This is a genomic window from Sphingopyxis indica (genome assembly GCF_032879645.1).
GTDB lineage: Bacteria > Pseudomonadota > Alphaproteobacteria > Sphingomonadales > Sphingomonadaceae > Sphingopyxis > Sphingopyxis indica.
In genome coordinates this window covers 3,007,412-3,027,525 of sequence record NZ_CP076394.1, presented here as the reverse complement: position 1 = coordinate 3,027,525, position 20,114 = coordinate 3,007,412, and the positions used below count along the sequence as shown (strand labels likewise).

General features: G+C 67.8%; 16 protein-coding genes. 7 read left to right on the top strand and 9 right to left on the bottom strand.

Annotated elements, in window-relative coordinates; all coding sequences use genetic code 11:
* Positions 1–6 precede the first annotated feature (6 nt).
* The 4 genes from KNJ79_RS14230 to KNJ79_RS14215 all read right to left on the bottom strand — a co-directional run bounded on the left by KNJ79_RS14230 (position 7) and on the right by KNJ79_RS14215 (position 7,901).
* Positions 7–1,881 carry a ShlB/FhaC/HecB family hemolysin secretion/activation protein gene (locus KNJ79_RS14230; RefSeq protein WP_317151580.1) on the bottom strand — a complete coding sequence of 625 codons (1,875 nt, stop codon included), beginning with the start codon at positions 1,879–1,881 and terminating at the stop codon, positions 7–9.
* Positions 1,882–1,999: 118 nt separating this feature from the next.
* Positions 2,000–2,755 carry a hypothetical protein gene (locus KNJ79_RS14225; RefSeq protein ID WP_317151579.1) on the bottom strand — a complete coding sequence of 252 codons (756 nt, stop codon included), beginning with the start codon at positions 2,753–2,755 and terminating at the stop codon, positions 2,000–2,002.
* Positions 2,742–4,826, bottom strand: coding sequence for an adenylate/guanylate cyclase domain-containing protein (locus tag KNJ79_RS14220; protein WP_317151578.1), 2,085 nt, complete (start codon positions 4,824–4,826; stop codon positions 2,742–2,744). Before KNJ79_RS14220 ends, KNJ79_RS14225 begins: the two co-directional genes overlap by 14 nt.
* Before the next feature lie 3 nt (positions 4,827–4,829).
* A complete protein-coding gene (locus KNJ79_RS14215; RefSeq protein WP_317151577.1) occupies positions 4,830–7,901 on the bottom strand; it encodes a CHAT domain-containing protein in 3,072 nt (1,023 codons plus the stop codon).
* A gap of 236 nt (positions 7,902–8,137) precedes the next feature.
* Here KNJ79_RS14215 and KNJ79_RS14210 point away from each other — a divergent pair, with 236 nt between their 5' ends.
* Genes KNJ79_RS14210 through grxD form a run of 3 tightly spaced genes read left to right on the top strand, consistent with a single transcriptional unit; the run spans position 8,138 to position 9,093 of the window.
* A complete protein-coding gene (locus tag KNJ79_RS14210) occupies positions 8,138–8,464 on the top strand; it encodes a DUF1476 domain-containing protein (protein ID WP_089214923.1) in 327 nt (108 codons plus the stop codon).
* A gap of 14 nt (positions 8,465–8,478) precedes the next feature.
* Entirely contained in the window at positions 8,479–8,712 is a 234-nt protein-coding gene (locus tag KNJ79_RS14205) for a BolA/IbaG family iron-sulfur metabolism protein (RefSeq protein ID WP_089214922.1), read from the top strand.
* A 48-nt stretch (positions 8,713–8,760) separates the two neighbouring features.
* The gene (gene grxD / locus KNJ79_RS14200; RefSeq protein ID WP_089214921.1) at positions 8,761–9,093 is read left to right on the top strand and encodes a Grx4 family monothiol glutaredoxin; all 333 of its coding nucleotides are present in this window, start codon (positions 8,761–8,763) and stop codon (positions 9,091–9,093) included.
* Between the two features lie 7 nt (positions 9,094–9,100).
* Here grxD and KNJ79_RS14195 read toward each other — a convergent pair whose 3' ends face one another.
* The 4 genes from KNJ79_RS14195 to KNJ79_RS14180 all read right to left on the bottom strand — a co-directional run bounded on the left by KNJ79_RS14195 (position 9,101) and on the right by KNJ79_RS14180 (position 12,101).
* Positions 9,101–9,979, bottom strand: a complete 879-nt coding sequence (locus KNJ79_RS14195; RefSeq protein ID WP_317151576.1) for an FAD:protein FMN transferase — start codon at positions 9,977–9,979, stop codon at positions 9,101–9,103.
* A 92-nt stretch (positions 9,980–10,071) separates the two neighbouring features.
* Positions 10,072–10,902: a DUF4198 domain-containing protein gene (locus KNJ79_RS14190; RefSeq protein WP_089214920.1), complete on the bottom strand. Its 831-nt coding sequence runs from the start codon at positions 10,900–10,902 to the stop codon at positions 10,072–10,074.
* Between the two features lie 19 nt (positions 10,903–10,921).
* The gene (locus KNJ79_RS14185; protein ID WP_317151575.1) at positions 10,922–11,449 is read right to left on the bottom strand and encodes a DUF2271 domain-containing protein; all 528 of its coding nucleotides are present in this window, start codon (positions 11,447–11,449) and stop codon (positions 10,922–10,924) included.
* Between the two features lie 10 nt (positions 11,450–11,459).
* The gene (locus KNJ79_RS14180; protein WP_317151574.1) at positions 11,460–12,101 is read right to left on the bottom strand and encodes a PepSY-associated TM helix domain-containing protein; all 642 of its coding nucleotides are present in this window, start codon (positions 12,099–12,101) and stop codon (positions 11,460–11,462) included.
* A 252-nt stretch (positions 12,102–12,353) separates the two neighbouring features.
* On the opposite strand from KNJ79_RS14180, the gene KNJ79_RS14175 reads away from it, so the two are divergent.
* From KNJ79_RS14175 to KNJ79_RS14165, 3 genes are all read left to right on the top strand, one after another.
* Complete coding sequence (locus KNJ79_RS14175; protein WP_317151573.1) at positions 12,354–14,690, top strand: catecholate siderophore receptor Fiu; 2,337 nt, start codon at positions 12,354–12,356, stop codon at positions 14,688–14,690.
* A 74-nt stretch (positions 14,691–14,764) separates the two neighbouring features.
* Complete coding sequence (locus KNJ79_RS14170) at positions 14,765–15,442, top strand: Fe2+-dependent dioxygenase (protein ID WP_089214917.1); 678 nt, start codon at positions 14,765–14,767, stop codon at positions 15,440–15,442.
* A 28-nt stretch (positions 15,443–15,470) separates the two neighbouring features.
* Entirely contained in the window at positions 15,471–16,157 is a 687-nt protein-coding gene (locus tag KNJ79_RS14165) for an energy transducer TonB (protein ID WP_317151572.1), read from the top strand.
* A gap of 6 nt (positions 16,158–16,163) precedes the next feature.
* Here the strand turns inward: KNJ79_RS14165 and KNJ79_RS14160 are convergent, their stop codons facing one another.
* Entirely contained in the window at positions 16,164–17,204 is a 1,041-nt protein-coding gene (locus KNJ79_RS14160; RefSeq protein WP_317151571.1) for a rod shape-determining protein, read from the bottom strand.
* 326 nt (positions 17,205–17,530) lie between these two features.
* Between KNJ79_RS14160 and KNJ79_RS14155 the strand changes: the two genes are divergently transcribed.
* Complete coding sequence (locus KNJ79_RS14155) at positions 17,531–20,086, top strand: TonB-dependent receptor (RefSeq protein ID WP_317151570.1); 2,556 nt, start codon at positions 17,531–17,533, stop codon at positions 20,084–20,086.
* The last annotated feature ends 28 nt before the right edge of the window (positions 20,087–20,114 follow it).

The window sequence follows — 20,114 nt, the reverse complement described above, 5'->3', positions numbered from 1 at the left end:
AATGGCTCAGCGCGCCCGCACGCCGAACTGGGTGGTCAGCGTGACGAGCAGCCGCGGGTCGGGGCGCCGGGCGAGCAGGTCGGGACGGTTGAGCGGCGCCGCGACGGCGACGTCGAGGCGCGCGACGTCGCCATAGGCGACGCGCACGCCGCCGCCCGCCGAATAGAGCTTTTGCGGGTTGAACCCGTCGAAGGCGCTGTCCTTGTTCCACACCCAGGCGGCGTCGAAAAAGACGAAGGGCTGCACCGCGAACGCCTTGGTATTGGCGGGAACGAGCGAGCCGTAGCGCGCCTCGAGCGCGACGCCGATACCATTATCGCCGATGATCGTGCCGGGGTCGTAGCCGCGACCGGTCGTGAAATTGCCGCCCGAAAATTCCTCATAGGAGAGGAGGGGATCGCTCGCCCATTGGGCGCGCGGCGCCACCGAAAGGGTGAAGGTCTTGACCGGCCGCCATTCGGCGATGGCCTCGGTGCGCAGCACGAAGGCGTCGGGCTTCCCCTCGATACGTGACAGCGGCACGCGGCCCGGCGCGAAGCAGGCGGTGCCGGTCGGGCCGCAATCGTCGCTGGCGCCGAGCATGTCGAGACCCTGCCGCGCTTCGAACGACGTCGCAAGCGACCAGCGCGGCTCGGACGGATTATAACCGGCGCGGCCGGCGATCGAGGCGGGGTCGATCCAGCTCGCGTCGGCGCGCAGGTTGAGCACGCGCAGCCGGTCGCGGTTGAGCGGTATCCCGGCGAGCCGCACATCCTGATCGATGATGTCGAAGCCGCCACCCACGGTCAGCCGGTGTGCCTGCGTCAGCGTCACCGGATAGGAAGCAAAGAGGCTGACGACCTGGGTGGTCGTCCTGATCGCGAGCCCGGCCAGGTCGGGCCGCGTCCACGCGTAGGTATAGCTGCCGCCGAGCCGCATCCCTTCGCCGCCGACGCGGAATTCATGCGCGAGCTGGACGACCTGCTGCTCGTCGAAATCGGCGGTCGAATAGAGGCTGGCGGTCGTCAGATCGCCGAGGCCGGTCAGCCCGGCGAAGCGCGCGCGCGCGATGCCGCCCCAGCGGCCGACGTCCTTCGATCCGAAATTCTGGATATTGGCATCGAAGATTACCGGCGTGCGGGTGACGAGCACCTCGCCGACGACTTCGCCGGGTTCGCCGCCGGGCCGCAGCGTCAGCCGCGCGTCCATGCCGGGAATGTCGCGCGCCAGCAGCAGATAGCGCTCGGCATCGCGGATGTTGAAGATCGTCCCGTCATCGAGACGCGCCAGATAGCGCTGGAGGAGATCTTCGTTGGCGCCGGCATCGCCGCGCACTTCGACCCGGCTCATACGCGCGGCCAGAATGTCGAGCCTGACGACGCCGTCCTCGATCCGCTGCGGCGGCACGCGCACCGCGGCGAGATAGCCTTTTTCGCGCAGCAAGGTCGCAGCGCGGTCGCGAATATCACAGACTACCGCGATCGGCAGATCCTGCCCGACGCGGTCGTGCCAGGCGGCGTCGAGCATCGCCGGGTCGATCCCCTCGACGCGCGAAAATTCGACGCTGCGCAGCGTGAAGCGGACGTCGGCGAATTCGCCGCTGGCGAGCGGGCAGGGTGCGCGTTCGACACTGTCGTCCGCGGCGACCACCCGCTCGGCGGGCGGCGCGGCCGGGGGCAGTGTCGGCGGCTGGATTTCTTCGCGCGTCGGGGCCGGGCGGGGGAGCTGCGCCCATGCCGCGCCCGGCAGCGTCGCCAGCATCAGGCCGGCCGACCAGCCCAGCGCGGTGCGGACGCCGCATCGCGGATGGCGGCCCATGACAATAGCCCCGACGTCGCTCATCACCACCCCTTGCCCAATGGCGCCGCCGCGCTTTGCGTCGGCGCCCGTTCGGCGGGCCATGCCGCATGGGCGCGGCGCCGCCAGTTTTTCGACCCAAGGAAAGGAGAGTCCGCTCGACTGGCGGCTTTCCTTCCCTATTATCAGAGAGATCGGGCCGGTTCAATGCCGGCCCGGACTCCTATCCGCCCGTCGCCTCGGCTTCGGACATCGCGTCGACCAGCCGGTCGAGCTGCGGCGTGCAGCCTTTCGCCATCAGGGCTTCGGCCGCGCCTTCGGCCTCTTCGGGCACCGCGTCCATCGCGGCGAAGCGGACGGTCACCGGCGCGCTCAGCCCGGCGCCCGACAGGCGATAGTCGATGCCATATTCGACCGGGATCGCCTCGGTCGGCCATTTGCGGTAGTTGGCGCCGGACACGAAAGCGACGGTCTCGCTCTTGCCCTTGGCTTCGATCTTGAGCAGCTGGTCGCTCTCCATATAGGGGCGCCATAACAGCAGCGTCGCGGGGTTCGCGACGCAGAAGGTGCCGCTCTGGCGATAGTCGAGCACCCAGATGTTCGGCGCCGACGGTTCTTCGGGCGCGTCCCCGCGCGAAAACCCGCCGCGGGCGCGGCCCTGCGGTCCGGGCGACAGCATCCGCGCCACCGTCGATCCCATCGACTGGCTCGCCTGCACCGTGCCGCCGGCGCTATAGGTGCCGGGGCCGCTCAGCGTGCGGGTCTTGCCGTCCTGCATCAATATGACGCGGTCGCCGGCGACGAGTGTCACCCGCGCATTTGCCTTCAGCCTGGCGCCCGTCGGATATTGGCTCGCCGAAGGGCCGGTCGAGCGGACGACCAAGGATTGCGCCGCGGCGGTGCCGGCGAGCGCGACCGCCATGATCGCGGCCGCCGCGGTCAGGCACAGGCGGCGCGTGGGGGCTTCAGGACAGGACATAGCTTTCTCCCTCTTCGGTCTCGTTCAGGCGTTCCACCAGAAACTGGATGGCGGCATCCTGCGCGAATTCGGCCCGCACCGCTGTGGCGCAGGTCACATAAGTCTCTTTTTTGCCCGCGGCGTGCGCGGCGACCATCGCAGCGATGCGTGCGCGCTGGTCGGGCGTCAGGTCGGGACGGGGGGTGAAGATATCGACCGCGCGCGCGCGGCCGCGCAGGGTGACGCGGCCCATCGGCACGAGATCGCGGCGGCCCGATCGCTCGGCGGCCTCGGCCGAAATCAGCACCCCCGTCTTGAGCGCCTTGTTCGCCGATTCGAGACGCGAGGCGGTGTTCATGCTGTCGCCGAGCGCGGTATATTGGATGCGGTCCTCGCCGCCGAAATTGCCGACGATCGCGTCGCCGACATGCAGCCCGACGCGCGTCATGCCGATCGGCGGCACCCCGTCGGCGAGTTCGACGCGAAAGCGCTCGCCGGCCAGATACATGGCGACCGCCGCCGCCGCCGCGCGCTCGCCGTCGTCGGGCCGCCCGATCGGCGCGCCCCAGAAGGCGACGACCGCGTCGCCGACAAATTTGTCGATCGTTCCGCCATGGTCGAGCACGACGTCGGAGAGGCGGTCGAGATATTCGTTGAGCAGCCGCGCGACCGTTTCGGGGGTGATCGCGTGGCTGAGCTGGGTGAATCCTTCGAGGTCGGTGAAAACGCAGAAAATCTCGCGCTTCTCGCCCGACAGCGACAGGCGGTCGGGGTCGCGCATGATCTGGGCGGCGATGTCGACCGGCAGATATTTGCCGAGCGCCGACTGGGCGAAGGCGCGCTGGCGCGACCCGATCGTGCGCGCGGCGGTGCCGACCGCGGCATAGCCGAACAGCCAGCCGAGCGCCCAGCCGGCGGCGGGCAGGGTCGTGGTGTCGAGCCCCTGACCCTGCAGCCAGAAGGGAAAGGCGACGAAAAAGGCCATCTGCCCCAGGAAAGCCAGCGCGACCCAGCGCGCGCGCAGGTCGATCAGGCTGGTGAGCCCGCCCGCCGCGACGACGAGCAGCGCGAGCACCCACAGGGCGGGGCCGGGAATGCGGTTGGTCCACGCATCGTCAAGCTGCTGCGCGAGCATATGGGCATGAACCTCGAGCCCGATCATCGTTTCGAGGCGCCCCGTCTGCGCATCGGGAAAGCGGCTGAACGGCGTATAGAACTGGTCATTGTCGATGATGTCGCCGCCGATCAGCACATAGCGGTCCCTGACCAGCTCCGAAAAGCCTGCGCGCAGGTCGGCGTCCATCGGCATCGCGAAGCTGTCGATGGGGATATTGGCGAACACCGGCTCTTCCTGCCCTTCGGCGGCGCGCGCGGGGAGCAGGAAGCGGATATTGCCCTGAAAGTCGGCATATGCGGCGTCGACCGGCGCCAGCGCGTTCGCCATCAGCGGCGGCAGCCCCTTCGGCCGCGGCGGCCAGTTGCGGATGACCCCGTCGGGATCGGTGAGGAAAAAGACGCTCGCCGACCGCGTCCGCGCGGTCGTGACGTCGGCAAGAAAACCCTCGAGGAACCTTTGCTGCGCATATTGGATCGCGTCGGGATTGCTGCCATGCTCGGCATAGGCGAGCCACGTCGGCGTCCGCATCGCGCGCAGCTGGGTTTTCAAGAGATCGTCGTCGGGGCGCGGCGAGTCGAAGACGATGTCGATCCCGATCGCCTTCGCCCCCATCGCGTCGATATTGGCGAGCGCGCGCGCGAGCGTCGTGCGGTCGAGCGGCGAGCGGATGCCGGTGTTGAACAGCGTCTCGTCATTATAGGTGATGAGGACGATGCGCTTGTCCTGTCCGACATATGGGGCCATCGCGGTCGCGCGGGCGTCGTAGAGCGCGCGCTCGGCAGCGTTGGTCAGCGGCAGTTCCCACCCGAAGCGCGCGACGACCACCGCAAGGCAGAGGAAGACGACCGTCGCGATCAGCCGTGCGGGGCCAAGCTGCGTCGCGAGCTGCCGCACCCGCTTGCCGAGCGGCACCGCCTCGACCGTGTCGGTCGCCGGCGTCTCGCGCGTGTCGTCGATGCTATCCCCCCGCGCCATCGGTCAGCCCCCGGCGTGCCCGCCGGCCACTTCTGCCGCCGCCGCGGTGGTCGTCCCGCCATTGTGGAGGAGCGCCTGCGCGCCGTCGCCGACGATCGCGAAGCCCGCCCAATAATAGGGGTGCGAGGTCAGCCGGTCGTCCATCAGCCGTTGCTGTGTCGCCCACAGCGCGTCGGCGACGCTTTCGCCCTGCCGCACCGCGAACAGCCCGCCGATCAGCCGCTTGGTCGCGTCGAAATCGTCGGGCGCAGGCCAGTGGCTCGCGATCACCGAGCGCCCCCCGGCGCCGACGAACGCGCGCACCAGCCCGTCGAGCGCATTGCCGCCGCCCTGCGAAATCCCCGCCTCGCGCGTTGCGGCGACGGTCGCCGCGCCCGCGGTGTCGCACGCCGACAGGATCACGAGATCGGCGTCGATCTTGAGATCGTAAATCTCCTGAAAGGTCAGCAGCCCATCCGAATTCGCGTCGCCGAACGAGGTGACGAGCGCCGGACGCGCGGGACAGGACGGCCGCGGCGCGGTGACGAGGCCGTGCGTCGCGAAATGGATGATGCGATATTGATCGAGGTCGGCGCGTGTCCTTACCGCCGTGTCGGTGAAGGCGCTTCCGGTCAGCAGCGCCGCGGCGTCGCCCTTCATCGCGCTGCTCGCGATGCGCAACTCGTCCGCCGAAATCGGCCGGCTCCACTGGGCAAGGCTCCACTGGCAGTCGTCGTCCACCGTGCCCGGCACACCGCCGCGCGACCCGAGCGAGGGCAGTGTGCCCGTGACCGGCTGGTTCTGGCCGAGGCCGAAATATTGGTGCGCCGCGCGCGACGGCGCCGCCTGCCGTGCGTTGCGAAAGGCGAGCGCCGAGACCGACGTGCTCGGCCGCACGGTCCGGCCGAGCCACGCGATCTCGCGCATGTCGAACGGATCGGCGGCAGGATCGGCGAGCCGCCGCTGATAGTCGGCGAGCCCCTGGTCGGAGGTGATGAGCAGGTTGATCGGCAGGCGCAGCATCGCCCCGTCGGGCTCGAAGATCAGATGCGCGATCGTTGGCAGGCGATCGGCGACCGGGCCGAACAGCTGCGCATAAAGTGCCCGCGCGGTCGCCGCGTCGAACGGATAGGTGACCCGCTGGCCGCCCTCGACGGTCGAGATCGTCGCGCGGATCTTGTCGACTGCGCCTTCGAGGTCCGCAGCCCCGATATCGGCCTGCCAGAGCTGCGCGTCGGCCGGACCGGCCAGCATCGCATAGACCGCGTCGCCGACGACGAGCATCTTCAGATAGGCTTCGTCGGGACGCAGCACCGCCTGCAGGTCGGCGAGCCCCAGCGTGCCGGGCGCGACGACGCGGAACTGCGGAAAGGCCGAAAGCCGTGCCAGCGTCTCCGCCTGCTGGAAGCCGAGATTGTCGAGCCGCGTCTTGAGGTCGGCGCGCAGCGCGGCGATCTCGGGCGTCGCGGGAAGCTGGGCGAGGCGGGCGTCCTCGATGCGCGCGCGCTCGATGTCGCGGTCGAGATTGGTCGCCTGCCGGAACAGGCGTGCGCCGTCGTCGCTGCCGCTCGACAGTTCGCGTGCGAGCACGGCCTGGGTGTCGGCGACGCCGGGCCGGACCTGAATCTGGCTCGCGACGAAGAAATCGGCGATCGCCTGGCGGTCGGTCGCGGCGCGCGCGGCAAGCAGCCGGTAATAGGGAGCCATCCGGTTCGCCATGCCGGTCAGTGCGCGTTGCGACCCGGCGAGCGCGGTCACGACGTCGTGATAGATGGCGAGCGCTTCGTCCTCGCGCCCGTGGCGCGCCAGAAAGGCGGCATAGCGCGCCCGCGCCGAAGCGAGCGCGGTCGTTTCGGGATATTCGGCCGCGAGCAGCGCCACCGAACCGCGGAAACGCGCGTCGGCCCCGGCCTCGTCGCCCAGATCCTCCTCGCTCATCGCGAGTTCGCCGAGCATCTGCGAGCGCAGCCGGATGATCGACGTCACGCGGCCCTCGCGAACCGCGAGCGCGTCGGACAAACCCTTGAGCTGCGCCGCTTTCGCCGCCGCCGCATCGCCGCGCAGCCGCTCGACGACGCCGAGCAGGTGCGTCGCCTGCGCGTCGATGATCGTCGCGCGCTCGGCGGGGGTCAGCCGTTCGCTGTCTGCGGCCTGCTGGACCACGCCCGCGCCGCCGCTGTTGAGTCCCGCCGCGATCTGCGGCGTCAGCGTCACGCTCGCGCCATCGGTCTCGATCGGGTTGGCGAGCGGCGCGATCGGTGTCTGCAGGATCGTCGCCGCTGCGTCGTAATCCTGCTGGTTGAGCGCGTGGATCGCGCGAAAATTGCGGCGCAGGCGCAGCTGCACCGGATCGCTTGTCGGCACCGCCTCGGCCTCGGTGAACAGGCGCTCGGCCTCGGCGAACTGGCCGAGGTTCGATTTCTGCAGCGCGCGGTTGAGCGTGAATTCGGTTGGGTCGAGACCCGTCACGCCGCTTTCTTCCTCTGCGCGGCGCGACAGGGCTTCGAAAAATTCGGCGGCGTCGGCATAGTCGCCGCTGTGATTGCGGCGATATCCTTCGGCGAGCGCCTTGTCGAGGTCGACCGTCCCGGCGAGCGTGCGCGCGAAGCTGTCATCCCCGCCGACCGAGGTGGTGGCGACGTCGATCACCCCCGGGACGATCCGGCGCTGGCGGATCGATTCGAGCGCGAGGTCGAGCGCGTCGCCATAGGCGGCGAAGCCTTCGACCGCATAGCTCGTGTCGCCGTCGGCTTCGATGCGGGTGCGCCACGCGACGTCGCTGCCCTTCACCGTGCAGGCGTCGGGGGCAGGGCAGTTGATGGTGTCCGCGCGGCCCCGTTCGATTCGCTCGCGTGCCGCATCGGGGCTCGCGCGCAGCATGCGGACGGTGCCGACGGGCTGGCTCGCATCGCGGCACAGGATCAGCCATGCGCGGTCGAACATGCCGGCAACCACGCGGTCGCGCACCGTCGCCTGGACTTCGCACAGCGCGCCGCCCTGACTGCCGATCGCAAAGCGGTCGCGCAGCGTCGGGTCGCCCGCCTGCGCCGCGCCCGCCGGCGCTGCGGCGAGCGCCAGCCCCGCCAGAATCGGCATGCCAAATGAAACTCGAACGATCATCGGCGCAATTCCCCCAAACCCGTGCATCGTGGCGCCATGCAGCGGCGTAGCGGCATGGTGCAGTTTCCCGTGCTGCAATGCGACCCATCCCGTTGGTGCGAACCCTAACCCCTTATAGACAAAATGGGAAGTGATCTGGCGCACAGGCGGCTTGCGCGGGGGCAAGGCGCGACCTATCTGCAAGGCTCGGGCTTTCACCAGGCGAGGACAAAATGAGCCAATTCGACGACCGGGAACGCGCTTTCGAGGCGAAGTTCGCGCGCGATCAGGAAGTGCAATTCCGCATCACCGCGCGGCGCAACCGCCTGCTCGGCGAATGGGCGGCCGAGCGCATGGGACTGACGCCCGAGGAAACCGACGCCTATGCGAAGGCGGTGGTCCAGGCCGATTTCGAGGAAGCGGGCGACGAGGATGTGATCCGCAAGCTCGCAGGCGACCTGACCGCGGCGAGCATCGAGATCAGCGATGCCGAGATTCGCGAGGCGCTGAACCAGAAGACCGCCGAGGCGCGGCGCCAGTTCATCGACAAAGAGAATTGAGGAGCGGCTGCGGAATGGCCATGCGCGAGGAGGATTTGCAGGCGATGATCGCGGCGGCGTTTCCCGACGCCGAGGTGACGATCACCGACCTTGCCGGCGACGGCGACCATTATGCCGCGCATGTCGTGAGCGAGGAGTTTCGCGGATTGAGCCGGGTAGCGCAGCACAAGGCGGTCTATGCCGCGCTCGGCGGGCGGATGGGCGGCGAACTTCACGCCTTGCAATTGACCACCGCCGTCCCTTCATAGGGGCATCAGCGAAATTTTCGGCGCCGCGCGCGCCACCGGAGATTGATTATGAGTGACCCCAATGTTCAGGACCGCATCGCCAAGCTGGTTGCGGACCATCCCGTGCTGCTGTTCATGAAGGGCACGCCGCTCTTTCCGCAGTGCGGCTTTTCGTCGCGCGCGGTCGCGATGCTCGACCGGCTCGGCATCGAATATGGCACCGTCGACGTGCTGCAGGACATGGAAATCCGGCAGGGCATCAAGGAATATTCGGACTGGCCGACGATCCCGCAGCTCTATGTGAAGGGCGAGTTCGTCGGCGGCAGCGACATCATGATGGAAATGTGGGAAGCCGGCGAACTGCACCAGCTGATGGACGGCGTCCCGACCCGCGCCGAATAACGGCCGATCAGCCGAGCATCGCGCGCCACGCTTGCGACATATGCTGGCGCTCGCCCGCGCTTGCATGGGCGGCAAGGCCCAGCCGGTCGGCGGTCGCCATCGCGCGTTCGGCGCCCATCACCGTCAGCGCGGTCGCCCAGGCATCGGCCATCATGCAGCTGCGGTGGATCACGGTGACCGACTGGACGCCGTGAACGATCGGCCAGCCGGTCGCGGGGTCGAGGCTGTGCGAATAGTGCCGGCCATCGACCGCAAAGCCGCGGCGATAGCTGCCCGATGTGGCGACCGACAGGTCATGGAGCGCAATGCGGAAGGGGTCATGCGGCGCGTCCGGCGGCGCCTCGACGTCGACCCACCATGGCTGGCCGTCGGGGCGCACGCCCTCGCCGCGCAGTTCGCCGCCGACCTCGATCAGGAAGTGGCGCACGCCCTGGCCGAGCAGCCATTCGGCGGCATGGTCGACGCCGAAGCCCTTGGCGATCCCCGACAGGTCGAGCATCGCGTCGCCGGTGCGGCGGACGCGGCACGCTTCGCGGTCGAACTCGATTGCGGCGGGCGCGCGGCGCGCCGCATGGATCGACTCCGCCTTCGGAACCGCGCCGACCGGCCCGGCGCTGCCGAAGCCCCATAGCTCGCTGAGCCGGCCGAGGCAGGGATCGAAGGCACCTTCGCTCGCCGCCGCGACTGCGAGCGCGGCGTCGAGCACCGTGGCAAATTCCTCGGGCACCTCCTGCCATTCGCCCCGTGCGCTGCGATTGAAGCGCGACAGATTCGATGCCGGTTCCCACTGGCTCATCTGCGCGACGACGCGGTCGAGCGTCGCCTGCACGCCCCGTTCGACACCGGCGGGCGGGGCGACCGCGAGCAGTGACCAGCTGGTGCCCATGGTTTCGCCCGCAAAGCGCTGGACCGCCGCCGAAGGATCGCGCGCGGCGAAGGCGGCGGGGGTCAGCGCGAGCGGGATGAGGACATGCCCGGTCAGGGCGCCAGCACCTCGAGCGTCGTGACATAGCTCGCGCGGCGCGCCGGCGCGGCATCCTCGCCCGCCGCACCGCGCGGCCCGCGCGGAGTCGTGACGTTGAGCCAATACATCCCCGGTTCGGGCCAGGTCACCGCAACCTTGCCCTCGGCGTTGGTCGTCAGGTCGATCTGGTTCAGCTGATCGCGATAGCGGATGCCGCCGGGGATCACCGTCACGGGCAGGCCGGCGGCGGGCTTGCCGTCGAGCAGGAACTGGAAGGTCGCGCTTTCGCCCGCATAAAGGTCGTTCGGATGCGTGACGGGCACCAGCTCGATCCCCTTGCCGGTCGGCTCGAAGACGGTGGTGGTCGGGGCGCCGACCGTCACGAAAATCTCGTTGCGGTTGCTCGCTTCGGCGGTCTGCACATCGGTTGCGCCGGCGGGCAGTTTTTCGGCGAGATTGGCGGCAGTGGTGCCGCGCGGCAGCCGCTCGCGCTTGCCGTTCAGCGCATAGCTGCCGGTCAGCATCTCCGCGACCGAGGCGATGCGCCACGTCCCTTTCTGCGTCAGATGGACGTCGAAAGTGCTGCGATAGCGGCCGGTCGCCGCATTCTCGATCTTCGCCTCGCTGCCGTCGGGCGCCCACGCCTTCACATCGTCGAGGCGCAGCGGGAAATGCTCGAAATAGAAAAGGTCGTTCGACACCGCGGCGTCGACCGTGACCCAGACATCGTCGCCCGACAGAACCGTCGCCGACGGCAGCAGCCACTGGCGATGTGCCTCGGCGGGCACGGCGGCGAGGATGGCGAACGCGGCGGTCGCGGCGAAACCCAGAATATGTTTTTTCATCGTCTAACCCCTTCGTCGATCAGCGAAATGCTATGGAAATGGAACCGAGTTCGGTCTTCCCCACCGCCTTTCCGCCGACGCCGGGCGCCGCGGGCCAGGTGAAGGGGATGCGCAGCAGCTCGCGGCCGCCGACCTCGCGCGCCGCCTCGACCACCAGCGTATAGGTGCCGGGCGCCGCCGCGCCGAGCTGCGCGCGCGAGAAGCTCAGCTTGTGCGTGCCGGGCGCGCGCGTCGCGCCGGTGATGCCGTCGGCGGGGAGGCGCATCGAACGGCCCGCGGCGCGCCACCACTGGCGAATGTCGCGCAGCCACTTGGTGCCCTCGTCGCCCTTCATGTCATGGTCGTACCAAAGCGCCACGGTCTTCGCCCTCGCGCCGTCCTTCTCGACCCAGATCGCGACATAGGGGCGGTGATATTCGGCGACCTTCAGCCGCGGGATCGTCACGATCACGTCCATCGTGCGCGGCGCCGCGGCGGCGGGCGCTGCGAGCAGCGCGCCGATGCCGGCGGCGCTGCCGGCGATGGCGATGGTGCGGGGGTTCGGCATAATATCCTCCCTAGTGGATGAAGAAGATCGCGAGCGCTGCGGGCAGGATCAGTCCGGCGCCGACGAGCGGCCAGGTGCTCTTGCGCTTCGCGGCATGGAGCTGGAGCAGCAGCAGCCCGGTGAGCGCGAAGATCAGGCAGGCGGCGGCAAAGACGTCGATGAACAAACTCCACACGCCGCCCGCATTGCGCCCCTTGTGCAGATCGTTGAGGTAGGAGATCCAGCCGCGGTCGGTGACCTCGCCCGTCGCCGCGCCGGTCGCGCGGTCGATCGCGACCCATGCGTCGCCGCCGGGGCGCGGCGCCGCGAGATAGGCTTCGGCTTCGGACCATTCGGCATCGCCCGACGCGCGCACGTCAAAGCGTTCCTCGACCCACGCTGCGACGGGCGCTGGCAGGGGTGCGGTGCCGTTCACCGGCGCCGAGGCCAGCGCCGCGCGCAGCGCGGGCGGCATCCGGGCGCTGAGTTCGGATACCGCGGGCGCGCCCTCGATGTCGGCGGCGTGGTTGAGCGTGAAGCCCGTCACCGCGAACAGCAGCAATCCGACGAGGCTCAGCGCCGAACTCATCCAGTGCCACATATGCAATTGCTTCAGCCAAAAGGCTTTGGGGCTCTTGCGTGCTTTGGGCTGGATGATGCGGGGCTGGTGCATGGGTGTCCGGTCGATTTGGGTCGGGCGCCAGTATCGCGAATGATTCGCAAATACAACAATATTGTCGAAGAGGCTGCGATCCTTCTCGAAGGCGATGCGGGCTCGCCACCCGAAATCCGCACTTTTCCGTGCTCCGAGAAAGCCGGAAAGCTCGTTTCGCGACACAATGCGACAAATTCGCTTGCATTTATGAGAACGACTCGCAATAGCGCTTCGGCACTATTCGGGCATCAACCACAACAGGGGAAAATCATGTCATTCTTGCGTTTGCGCGACTCCATCTCGGCGGCGGCTCCGGCCTATCTGGCATTGAGCTGTTTCGGCCTCGCGGCGGCGCCCGCCGCGGCGCAGGATGGTGGAGAGCAAGCGAAACTGCCGATGCTCGGCGGCGTGACGGTCACCGACAGCGCGATCGACGAGGATGACTACAAGGTCGACCGTGCCTCCTCGCCCAAATTCACCCAGCCGCTGCGCGATACGCCGCAGACGATTCAGGTGATCGACAAGCAATTGTTCACCGAACAGGGCGCGACGACCTTGACCGAAGTGCTGCGCAACAGCCCCGGCGTCGGCACCTTCTATGCCGGCGAGAATGGCAATACGACGACCGGCGATTCGATCCGTATGCGCGGCTTCGACACGTCGAGCAGTATTTTCGTCGACGGGATCCGCGACCTGGGCTCGATTTCGCGCGACATCTTCAACACCGAGGCGGTCGAGGTCGAAAAGGGGCCGGCGGGCACCGACAACGGCCGCACCGCGCCGACCGGCGCGATCAACATGGTGACCAAGCAGGCCATGCTGGAAACCGCGGTGTCGGGGATCGCCTCCTTCGGCGTCGACGGGCAGAAGCGCGTCACCGCCGACGTCAACCAGACGCTCGGCAGCGCGAGCAGCAACGCGCTTCGCCTCAACCTCTTGTGGCAGGACAGCGACGTTCCGGGCCGCGACCATGTCGAGGATCAGCGCCTCGGCATCGCGGCATCGCTCGGCCTCGGCCTCGACACCTCGACGCGCGCCTATGTGAACCTTCTCTATGTCTATCAGGACAATATCCCCGACGGCTATGTCCCGACGATCGGCCTGCCGGGCTGGGAACCGCAGCCGGGGCTCGAACAGCTCGCCGGCCATCCCGTCGCCTCGACCAATTTCTATGGCACCCGCGACGATCGCGACAATGTCAGCGCGGCAATGGCGACGCTGCGCGTCGAACATGATTTTTCGGACAATGTGACGCTGTCGAACATCGCGCGCTGGGGGCAGACGAAGCAGGATTATCTGCTCACCGCCTTCATGTCGACGGGCGGCAGCGCCGACGATCCGATGGGCGGCAATATCAAATGGACCGATCCGAACGACCTGTCGACCTATACGATCGCGCGCAGCCTTCCGACGCTGAAGGACGTCACGAACCGCATCCTCACCGACCAGCTCAACCTGCGCGCCGATTTCGCGACCGGCGCGGTCGAGCATAATCTGAGCGCCGGGATCGAGATCACCAGCGAAAAGCAGGTGACCTATGGCCAGACGGCGTCGGGTGCGCGCCCGCCGGCGAACCTCTATAATCCCGACTGGACCGACGCAGGCACGCTCAGCGTCGCTCGCAACGGGGGCATTGCGAGGGGCAAGACCGATACCCAGTCCGTCTATCTCTTCGACACCGCGAAGTTCGCGGACGGCCTGTTCCTTGTCACCGGCGGCATCCGGGTCGATCACTACAAGACGAGCTTTTTCAGCAGCACGCCGTGCGGTGGCACCGGACGCCGCGCGGTTCCGTGCGACGGTGCGCCCGAGGGGACGGTCGTCACGACCGCCGACCTCGACGACAAGGACACGCTGTTCAACTGGAAGCTCGGCGCGGTGTTCAAGCCCGCCGAACCGGTCAGCCTCTATGTCAATTACGCGATCTCGCAGCAGCCGCCGGGCGGCGAGAATTTCACGCTGAGTTCGTCGGCGAGCAGCGCGAGCAACCCGAAGTTCGACCCGCAAAAGGCGAAGACGATAGAGGCGGGGATCAAATGGGACGCGCTCGGCGAGCGGCTCGCGCTCGCCGCGGCAATCTTCCAGACCACGGTGACCAACGAGATCAACAGCGAGATTCTCGACGACGACGGCAATCCGACGCAGACGGGCAGGAAGCGCGTCAAGGGCATCGAATTGTCGGCGGTCGGGCGCATCACCGACGCCTGGTCGATCTCGGGCGGCTACAGCCATTTGAAGACGCGCGTTACCGAAGGCGCGCCGATCACCAGCGACGGGACGCCGAACCTGACCTATATTCCGGGCGATTCCTTTACCCTGTGGACCAATTACCGCTTCCCCTTCGGGCTCGAGCTTGCCGGCGGGGTGCGGCATAATGGCGGGCTGCACCGCGGCACCGACGGGGCGCAGGGCACGCCCGCCTTCACCGAAGGCTATACCGTGGTCGACGCGCTGCTCGGCTATGCGGTGACCGACAATCTGACGCTGCGGGTGAACGCCTATAATCTGTTCGACGAAGACTATGTCGCGGCGATCAACAAGAGCGGCTATCGCTATGTTCCGGGGCAGCCGCAAACCTTCCTGTTTAGCGCCGATGTCCGTTTCTAGGGCACAGCGGCACCGGGGCCGGGCGGGGGGCGTGCCTCCCGCCTTCGCCATTTGGAGATGATGGGAACACCGGCATGTTGCTGCACATTCCGAACGTCCTGACCGCCGAAGAGGCGGCCGAATTCCGCCGCCGCCTCGACGCCGCCGACTGGACCGACGGGCGCGAGACGGTCGGGGCGCAGGGGGCGAAGGTCAAGCGCAACGAACAATTGCCCGACGCTTCGCCCGTGAAGGCCGAACTCGGCGCCGCGGTCCTCGCGGCGCTGAAGCGCAACCCGATGTTCTTTGCCGCGGCCCTGCCGAGCAGGATCTTGCCGCCGCGCTTCAACCGTTACGCGGGCGGCGGCGAATATGGTTTTCACGTCGATGGCGCGGTGATGCATCTGGCGGACGGTGAGCATCTGCGCTCGGACCTTTCCTGCACGCTCTTCCTCAACGACCCCGACGCTTACGAGGGTGGGCGGCTGATCGTCAGCGACACCTATGGCGAACATGCGGTCGCGCTGCCCGCGGGCGACGCGATCCTCTATCCCGCCAGCAGCCTCCACCGCGTCGAGCCGGTGACCCGTGGCGCACGGCTCGCCTCCTTTTTCTGGATACAGAGCCTCGTGCGCGACGCCGAGCTGCGGCGGATGCTGTTCGAACTCGACACTGCAATCCAGAAACTCACCCAAGACGGGGCCGACGACGATGCTGTCCTCCAACTTACCTGCGTCTATCACAATCTCCTCCGCCGCTGGTCGGAGACCTGACGAAGCGGCGAGGTGCCCGGCGGCGGAGGTGACGGAGCCGCGCAGCTTCGTCCGGCCCGCGGCCGCCATGCCGATCGGCCGCTATGGCGAGGATCGCCGGCCCAGTCTGCCCGCCGCGGCGCTCACTCTGCTCCTGTCGGGGCTGTTTCTCGCGGTGCTGGCGCAGGCGGGCTATCGGCACAAGCAGGCCGCGGCGGCCGAGCTCACGGTCGTCAACCTGTCGGTCGCGCCGCCCCCCGCGCCGCCGCCGACCCCGCCCGCCAAAGCGGTGCCGCAGCCTGCGGCGCCCGTCACCGCGCCGCGCCCGCTGGTCGCGCTGCCCAACGGTAAGCCCGCTTTGCTCGCGCCGCCCGATTCCGCGCCGCCGCCGCCTGTCGCGGTGGCGGTCCCGCCCGCTCCCCCTGCGCCGCCCGCGCCGCCCGCTACGGTTCAGGCCGACGATCTCGGCACGCGGATGCTGTCGGGCGCGCCGCCGCGCTATCCGCGCGAAAGCCGGCGCCACCGCGAGCAGGGGACGGTCGTGCTCGCGCTGACGCTCGACCTCGATGGCACGGTGGAGACGATTTCGATCGCGCGGAGCAGCGGCTTCGACCGCCTTGACGACGCGGCGCTGCGCGCGGTGAGCAAGTGGCGCTGGGCGCCGACGATCCGCGGCGGTCAGGCGGTGCGCGTCAGGGGACTGGTCGAAATCCCCTTCGTGCTGCGCGAGGGCTGAGGCTTGTCAGGCGGCGAGAAGGACGCCGCGATAGACGCGGTCCTCGAACGCCATGCCCGCGCCCATCGCGACGCAGATCAGCGCGTCCTCGGCGACGCGCACCGACAGGCCCGTCGCCTCGGCGATCGCCTGGTCCATGCGGCGCAGCAGCGCGCCGCCGCCGGTCAGGGTGATGCCCTCGTCGATGATGTCGGCCGCAAGCTCGGGGGGCGTCTGCTCGAGCGCCTGACGCACCGCGCCGATGATCTGCCCGACCGGCTCGGCGAGCGCGTCGGCGATCTCGGCTTCGGTCACCTCGACCTCCGACGGGCGGCCGTTGACGAGGTCGCGGCCCTTGACGGTCATCACGATGCCCTTGCCCTGCGGCGCCACGGCGCAGCCGATCGCGAGCTTGACGCGTTCGGCGGTCATTTCGCCGATCATCATATTGTGCTTGCGGCGGATGTGCGAGACGATCTGGTCGTCCATCTTGTCGCCGCCGATGCGGATCGACCCCGAATAGGCAACGCCGCCGAGCGACAGCACCGCGACTTCGGTCGTGCCGCCGCCGATGTCGATCACCATCGCGCCGCGCGGCTCGGTGACCGGCAGGCCGGCGCCGATCGCGGCGGCGAGCGGTTCCTCGATCAGTTGCACGCCGAGCGCGCCGGCGTTCGAGGCGGCGTCGCGGATCGCGCGGCGCTCGACCATCGTCGAACTCGACGGGACGCAGACGACGACATTGCTGCGGCGCCTGAGACGGCTCGACCCGCCGAGCGCTTTCTCGATGAAATGCTTGAGCATCTGCTCGGCGATCTCGATGTCGGCGATCACCCCGTCGCGCAAGGGGCGCAGCGCCTGGATATTCGCGGGCGTCTTGCCCATCATCAGCTTGGCGTCGTTACCGACCACCTTGACGTGCCGCACCCCGTCGCGCGTTTCGAGCGCGATCACCGACGGCTCGTTGAGCACGATCCCCTTGCCGCGGACATAGATGACGGTGTTCACGGTGCCGAGGTCGATGGCGATGTCGTGCGCGCTGGACGCGAAACGGTCGAAAAAACTCATGGAAGGGGTTCGGGCTTTCAACTGGCGTGGGCGGGGGGAGGCCTCGCCCGGGCATGTTGGCTGGCGCCCCCGGCGTCAATTATCGCGCGAGCCAGACCGTTGGTTTCCTGCGTTCTACCGAGTTTCCGCGCGATTTCGGCGGCCGCCACGGTCCAGGGCGTGCCGCCGCATCGGTGGACTGTTGCCAATAGGCCACTTGCCTCAAGAAAAAGCTGAGCTTGCTCAGCGTCTTCGTTGACGCCCCCGGCGGCCTCGTTACATCGGCCCGCTACCGGCGGAGTATCCCCTCCTCAGGCCATAGGGCCGGCTCCCCGGGATGGAGAGAGATGATGACCTTGCGCAACATTTTGTTGGGCGCCACGATGCTGTGCGCCGTAACCGCCCCCGCCTACGCCTTTGCCCAGGACAGCGCGCCCGCCGACGATGCGGCGGCACCCGCAGATAATTATGGCGGCGAGATCATCGTCACCGCCTCGAAGCGCTCGCAGACGCTGCAGGATACGCCCGTCGCGGTGTCGGTAGCCACGGCCGCGGACCTTGAAAATTCGGCGATTCGCGATCTGATCGACCTGCAATCGTCGGTGCCCAGCCTGCGCGTCAGCCAGCTCCAGTCGAGCGCCAACACCAATTTCGTCATCCGCGGCTTCGGCAACGGCGCGAACAATGCCGGCATCGAGCCGTCGGTCGGTGTGTTCATCGACGGCGTCTATCGTTCGCGCTCGGCCGCCCAGATCGGCGACCTGCCCAATGTCGAGCGCATCGAGGTGCTGCGCGGGCCGCAGTCGACCCTGTTCGGCAAGAATGCATCGGCGGGCGTCATCAGCATCATCACGCAAAAGCCGCAGTTCGACTTCGGCGGCTCGATCGAGGCGAGCTACGGCAATTATGACGCGGTCGTCGTCAAGGGCGACATCACCGGCCCGATCAGCGACACGATCGCCTTCTCGCTCGGCGGCAATTTCAACCGCAACGACGGCTATGCGCGCGACCTCTACCTCGACACCGACGTCAACGACCGCAACCGCTGGGGCGTGCGCGGGCAGCTGCTCTTCGAACCGAGCGACGCGCTGTCGATCCGACTGATCGGCGACTATGACAAGATCGACGAAAATTGCTGCATCGCCGGCAATGTCGTCGCGGGGCCGACGGTCGACATCACCGACTTCATCGTCGGCGGGCCGAGCGTCGATCGCGAAAATCCCTTCTCCTATGACGTGTACAACAATTTCCTGTCGGAGAACCGGATCGAGAATTATGGCGGTTCGGCGCAGATCGACTATGATCTCGGCAATATGGCGTTGACCTCGATCACCGCCTATCGCGAAGTGCGTTCGTTCGCGAACCAGGATTCGGACTTCACCGCCGCCGACCTGATCGGCCGCAAGTCCGCCGACGTCGCCATCGACACCTTCACGCAGGAAGTTCGTCTGGCGTCCGATTTCGACGGACCGGTCAACTTCCTCGTCGGCGGCTATTATTTCAACGAAAAGATCGACCAGAAGAACCAGCTTTTCTTCGGCGACGACTTCCGCCCCTATGGCAATGCGCTGATCCAGGCGGCGAGCGGCGGCGCGCTCGATGTCGCGACGCTCGAAGGAACGCTCGGCACGCTCGAAGGCGATCCGGCCAAATATCTGGGCACCTTCTTCCGCGCCGGCGACGGAATGGACGAGGCGTACAAGCTCAAGAATACGAGCTGGTCGATCTTCGGCACCGTCGATTTCGAAATCACCGACCGTCTGACCTTCACCGCGGGCGCCAACTATACGCAGGACCGCAAGCGTTTCTCGACCGACGTGGTGAGCACCGACACTTTCTCGGCGGTCGATCTCGATTCGCCGGCCTATACGCCGTTCCGTGAGGCGCTGCTGATCGGCGGGGGCGTCGATCCGGCGACCGCCGCCTATCTCGCGGCGAACCCGACGATCGTCCTGCCCGACGGCAGCAGCGCCAACCCGCTCGCAGGCCTCAAGGCGTTCCAGTTCCTGCCGCCGTTCCTCAACGTTCCGAACGCGGTGGAACCGGGCAAGACGCATGACAACGACCTCGCATGGAGCGCGCGCCTCGCCTACGAGCTGACCGATACGGTCAACGTCTATGCGACCTATGCGACGGGCTTCAAGGCAAGCTCGATCAACCTGTCGCGCGACAGCCGCCCGCTCGCATCCGACCTGCCGGCGATCGACGCCGCGGGCCTGACGACACCGAACCTCGCCGCGGGTTCGCGCTTTGCGGGGCCGGAGGAATCCGAAGTCTATGAAATCGGCCTGAAGGGTCAGTGGTCGGTCGCCGCCGCGAACGTCGCGGTGTTCAAACAGTCGATCAAGGGATTCCAGTCGAATGTCTTCAACGGCACCGGCTTCGAGCTGGTGAACGCGGAAAAGCAGTCGACCTGGGGCGTCGAGTTCGACGGATCGGTGCGGCCGGTTCGCGGGCTCAACCTGACGCTCGCGGTGACGTGGCTCGACCCGAAATACGACAGCTTCACCAACTCGTCGTTCGGCGATATTTCGGGCACCCAGCCCTCGACGATCCCCGAGCTGTCGGCCGCGATGGGCGCGACCTATACGCACGAGTTCGACGGCGGCAATCGCGCGATCTTCCACGTCGACTATCTCTATGAAAGCCCGACGCGCCTCGTTGACGGGTTGCAGGGCTTCCCCGACGGCTTCTCTGACCAGTTCAAGCGCGAAGTGAACCAGCTCAACGCGTCGTTCACCTTTGCCTTGAACAACGGCCTCGAGCTCGGCGTGTGGGGCCGCAACCTCACCAACGCGCACTATCTGACGACGATCTTTCCCGCCGTCGCGCAGTCGGGCAGCGTCTCGGGCTACCCCAGCCAGCCGCGCACCTATGGCGTGACCGGCCGCTTCAAATTCTGATCCGAGCGCGCGGGACGATAACGCGCTG

Coding starts and splice junctions, on each gene's coding strand:
- KNJ79_RS14225 (WP_317151579.1), bottom strand. CDS start 2,755: ATGTCCTGTCCTGAAGCCCCCACGCGCCGCCTGTGCCTGACCGCGGCG.
- KNJ79_RS14180 (WP_317151574.1), bottom strand. CDS start 12,101: ATGCACCAGCCCCGCATCATCCAGCCCAAAGCACGCAAGAGCCCCAAA.
- KNJ79_RS14175 (WP_317151573.1), top strand. CDS start 12,354: ATGTCATTCTTGCGTTTGCGCGACTCCATCTCGGCGGCGGCTCCGGCC.
- KNJ79_RS14205 (WP_089214922.1), top strand. CDS start 8,479: ATGGCCATGCGCGAGGAGGATTTGCAGGCGATGATCGCGGCGGCGTTT.
- KNJ79_RS14190 (WP_089214920.1), bottom strand. CDS start 10,902: ATGAAAAAACATATTCTGGGTTTCGCCGCGACCGCCGCGTTCGCCATC.
- KNJ79_RS14185 (WP_317151575.1), bottom strand. CDS start 11,449: ATGCCGAACCCCCGCACCATCGCCATCGCCGGCAGCGCCGCCGGCATC.
- KNJ79_RS14220 (WP_317151578.1), bottom strand. CDS start 4,826: ATGGCGCGGGGGGATAGCATCGACGACACGCGCGAGACGCCGGCGACC.
- KNJ79_RS14160 (WP_317151571.1), bottom strand. CDS start 17,204: ATGAGTTTTTTCGACCGTTTCGCGTCCAGCGCGCACGACATCGCCATC.
- KNJ79_RS14210 (WP_089214923.1), top strand. CDS start 8,138: ATGAGCCAATTCGACGACCGGGAACGCGCTTTCGAGGCGAAGTTCGCG.
- KNJ79_RS14215 (WP_317151577.1), bottom strand. CDS start 7,901: ATGCCGATTCTGGCGGGGCTGGCGCTCGCCGCAGCGCCGGCGGGCGCG.
- KNJ79_RS14195 (WP_317151576.1), bottom strand. CDS start 9,979: ATGGGCACCAGCTGGTCACTGCTCGCGGTCGCCCCGCCCGCCGGTGTC.
- KNJ79_RS14155 (WP_317151570.1), top strand. CDS start 17,531: ATGATGACCTTGCGCAACATTTTGTTGGGCGCCACGATGCTGTGCGCC.
- grxD (WP_089214921.1), top strand. CDS start 8,761: ATGAGTGACCCCAATGTTCAGGACCGCATCGCCAAGCTGGTTGCGGAC.
- KNJ79_RS14230 (WP_317151580.1), bottom strand. CDS start 1,881: ATGGCCCGCCGAACGGGCGCCGACGCAAAGCGCGGCGGCGCCATTGGG.
- KNJ79_RS14170 (WP_089214917.1), top strand. CDS start 14,765: ATGTTGCTGCACATTCCGAACGTCCTGACCGCCGAAGAGGCGGCCGAA.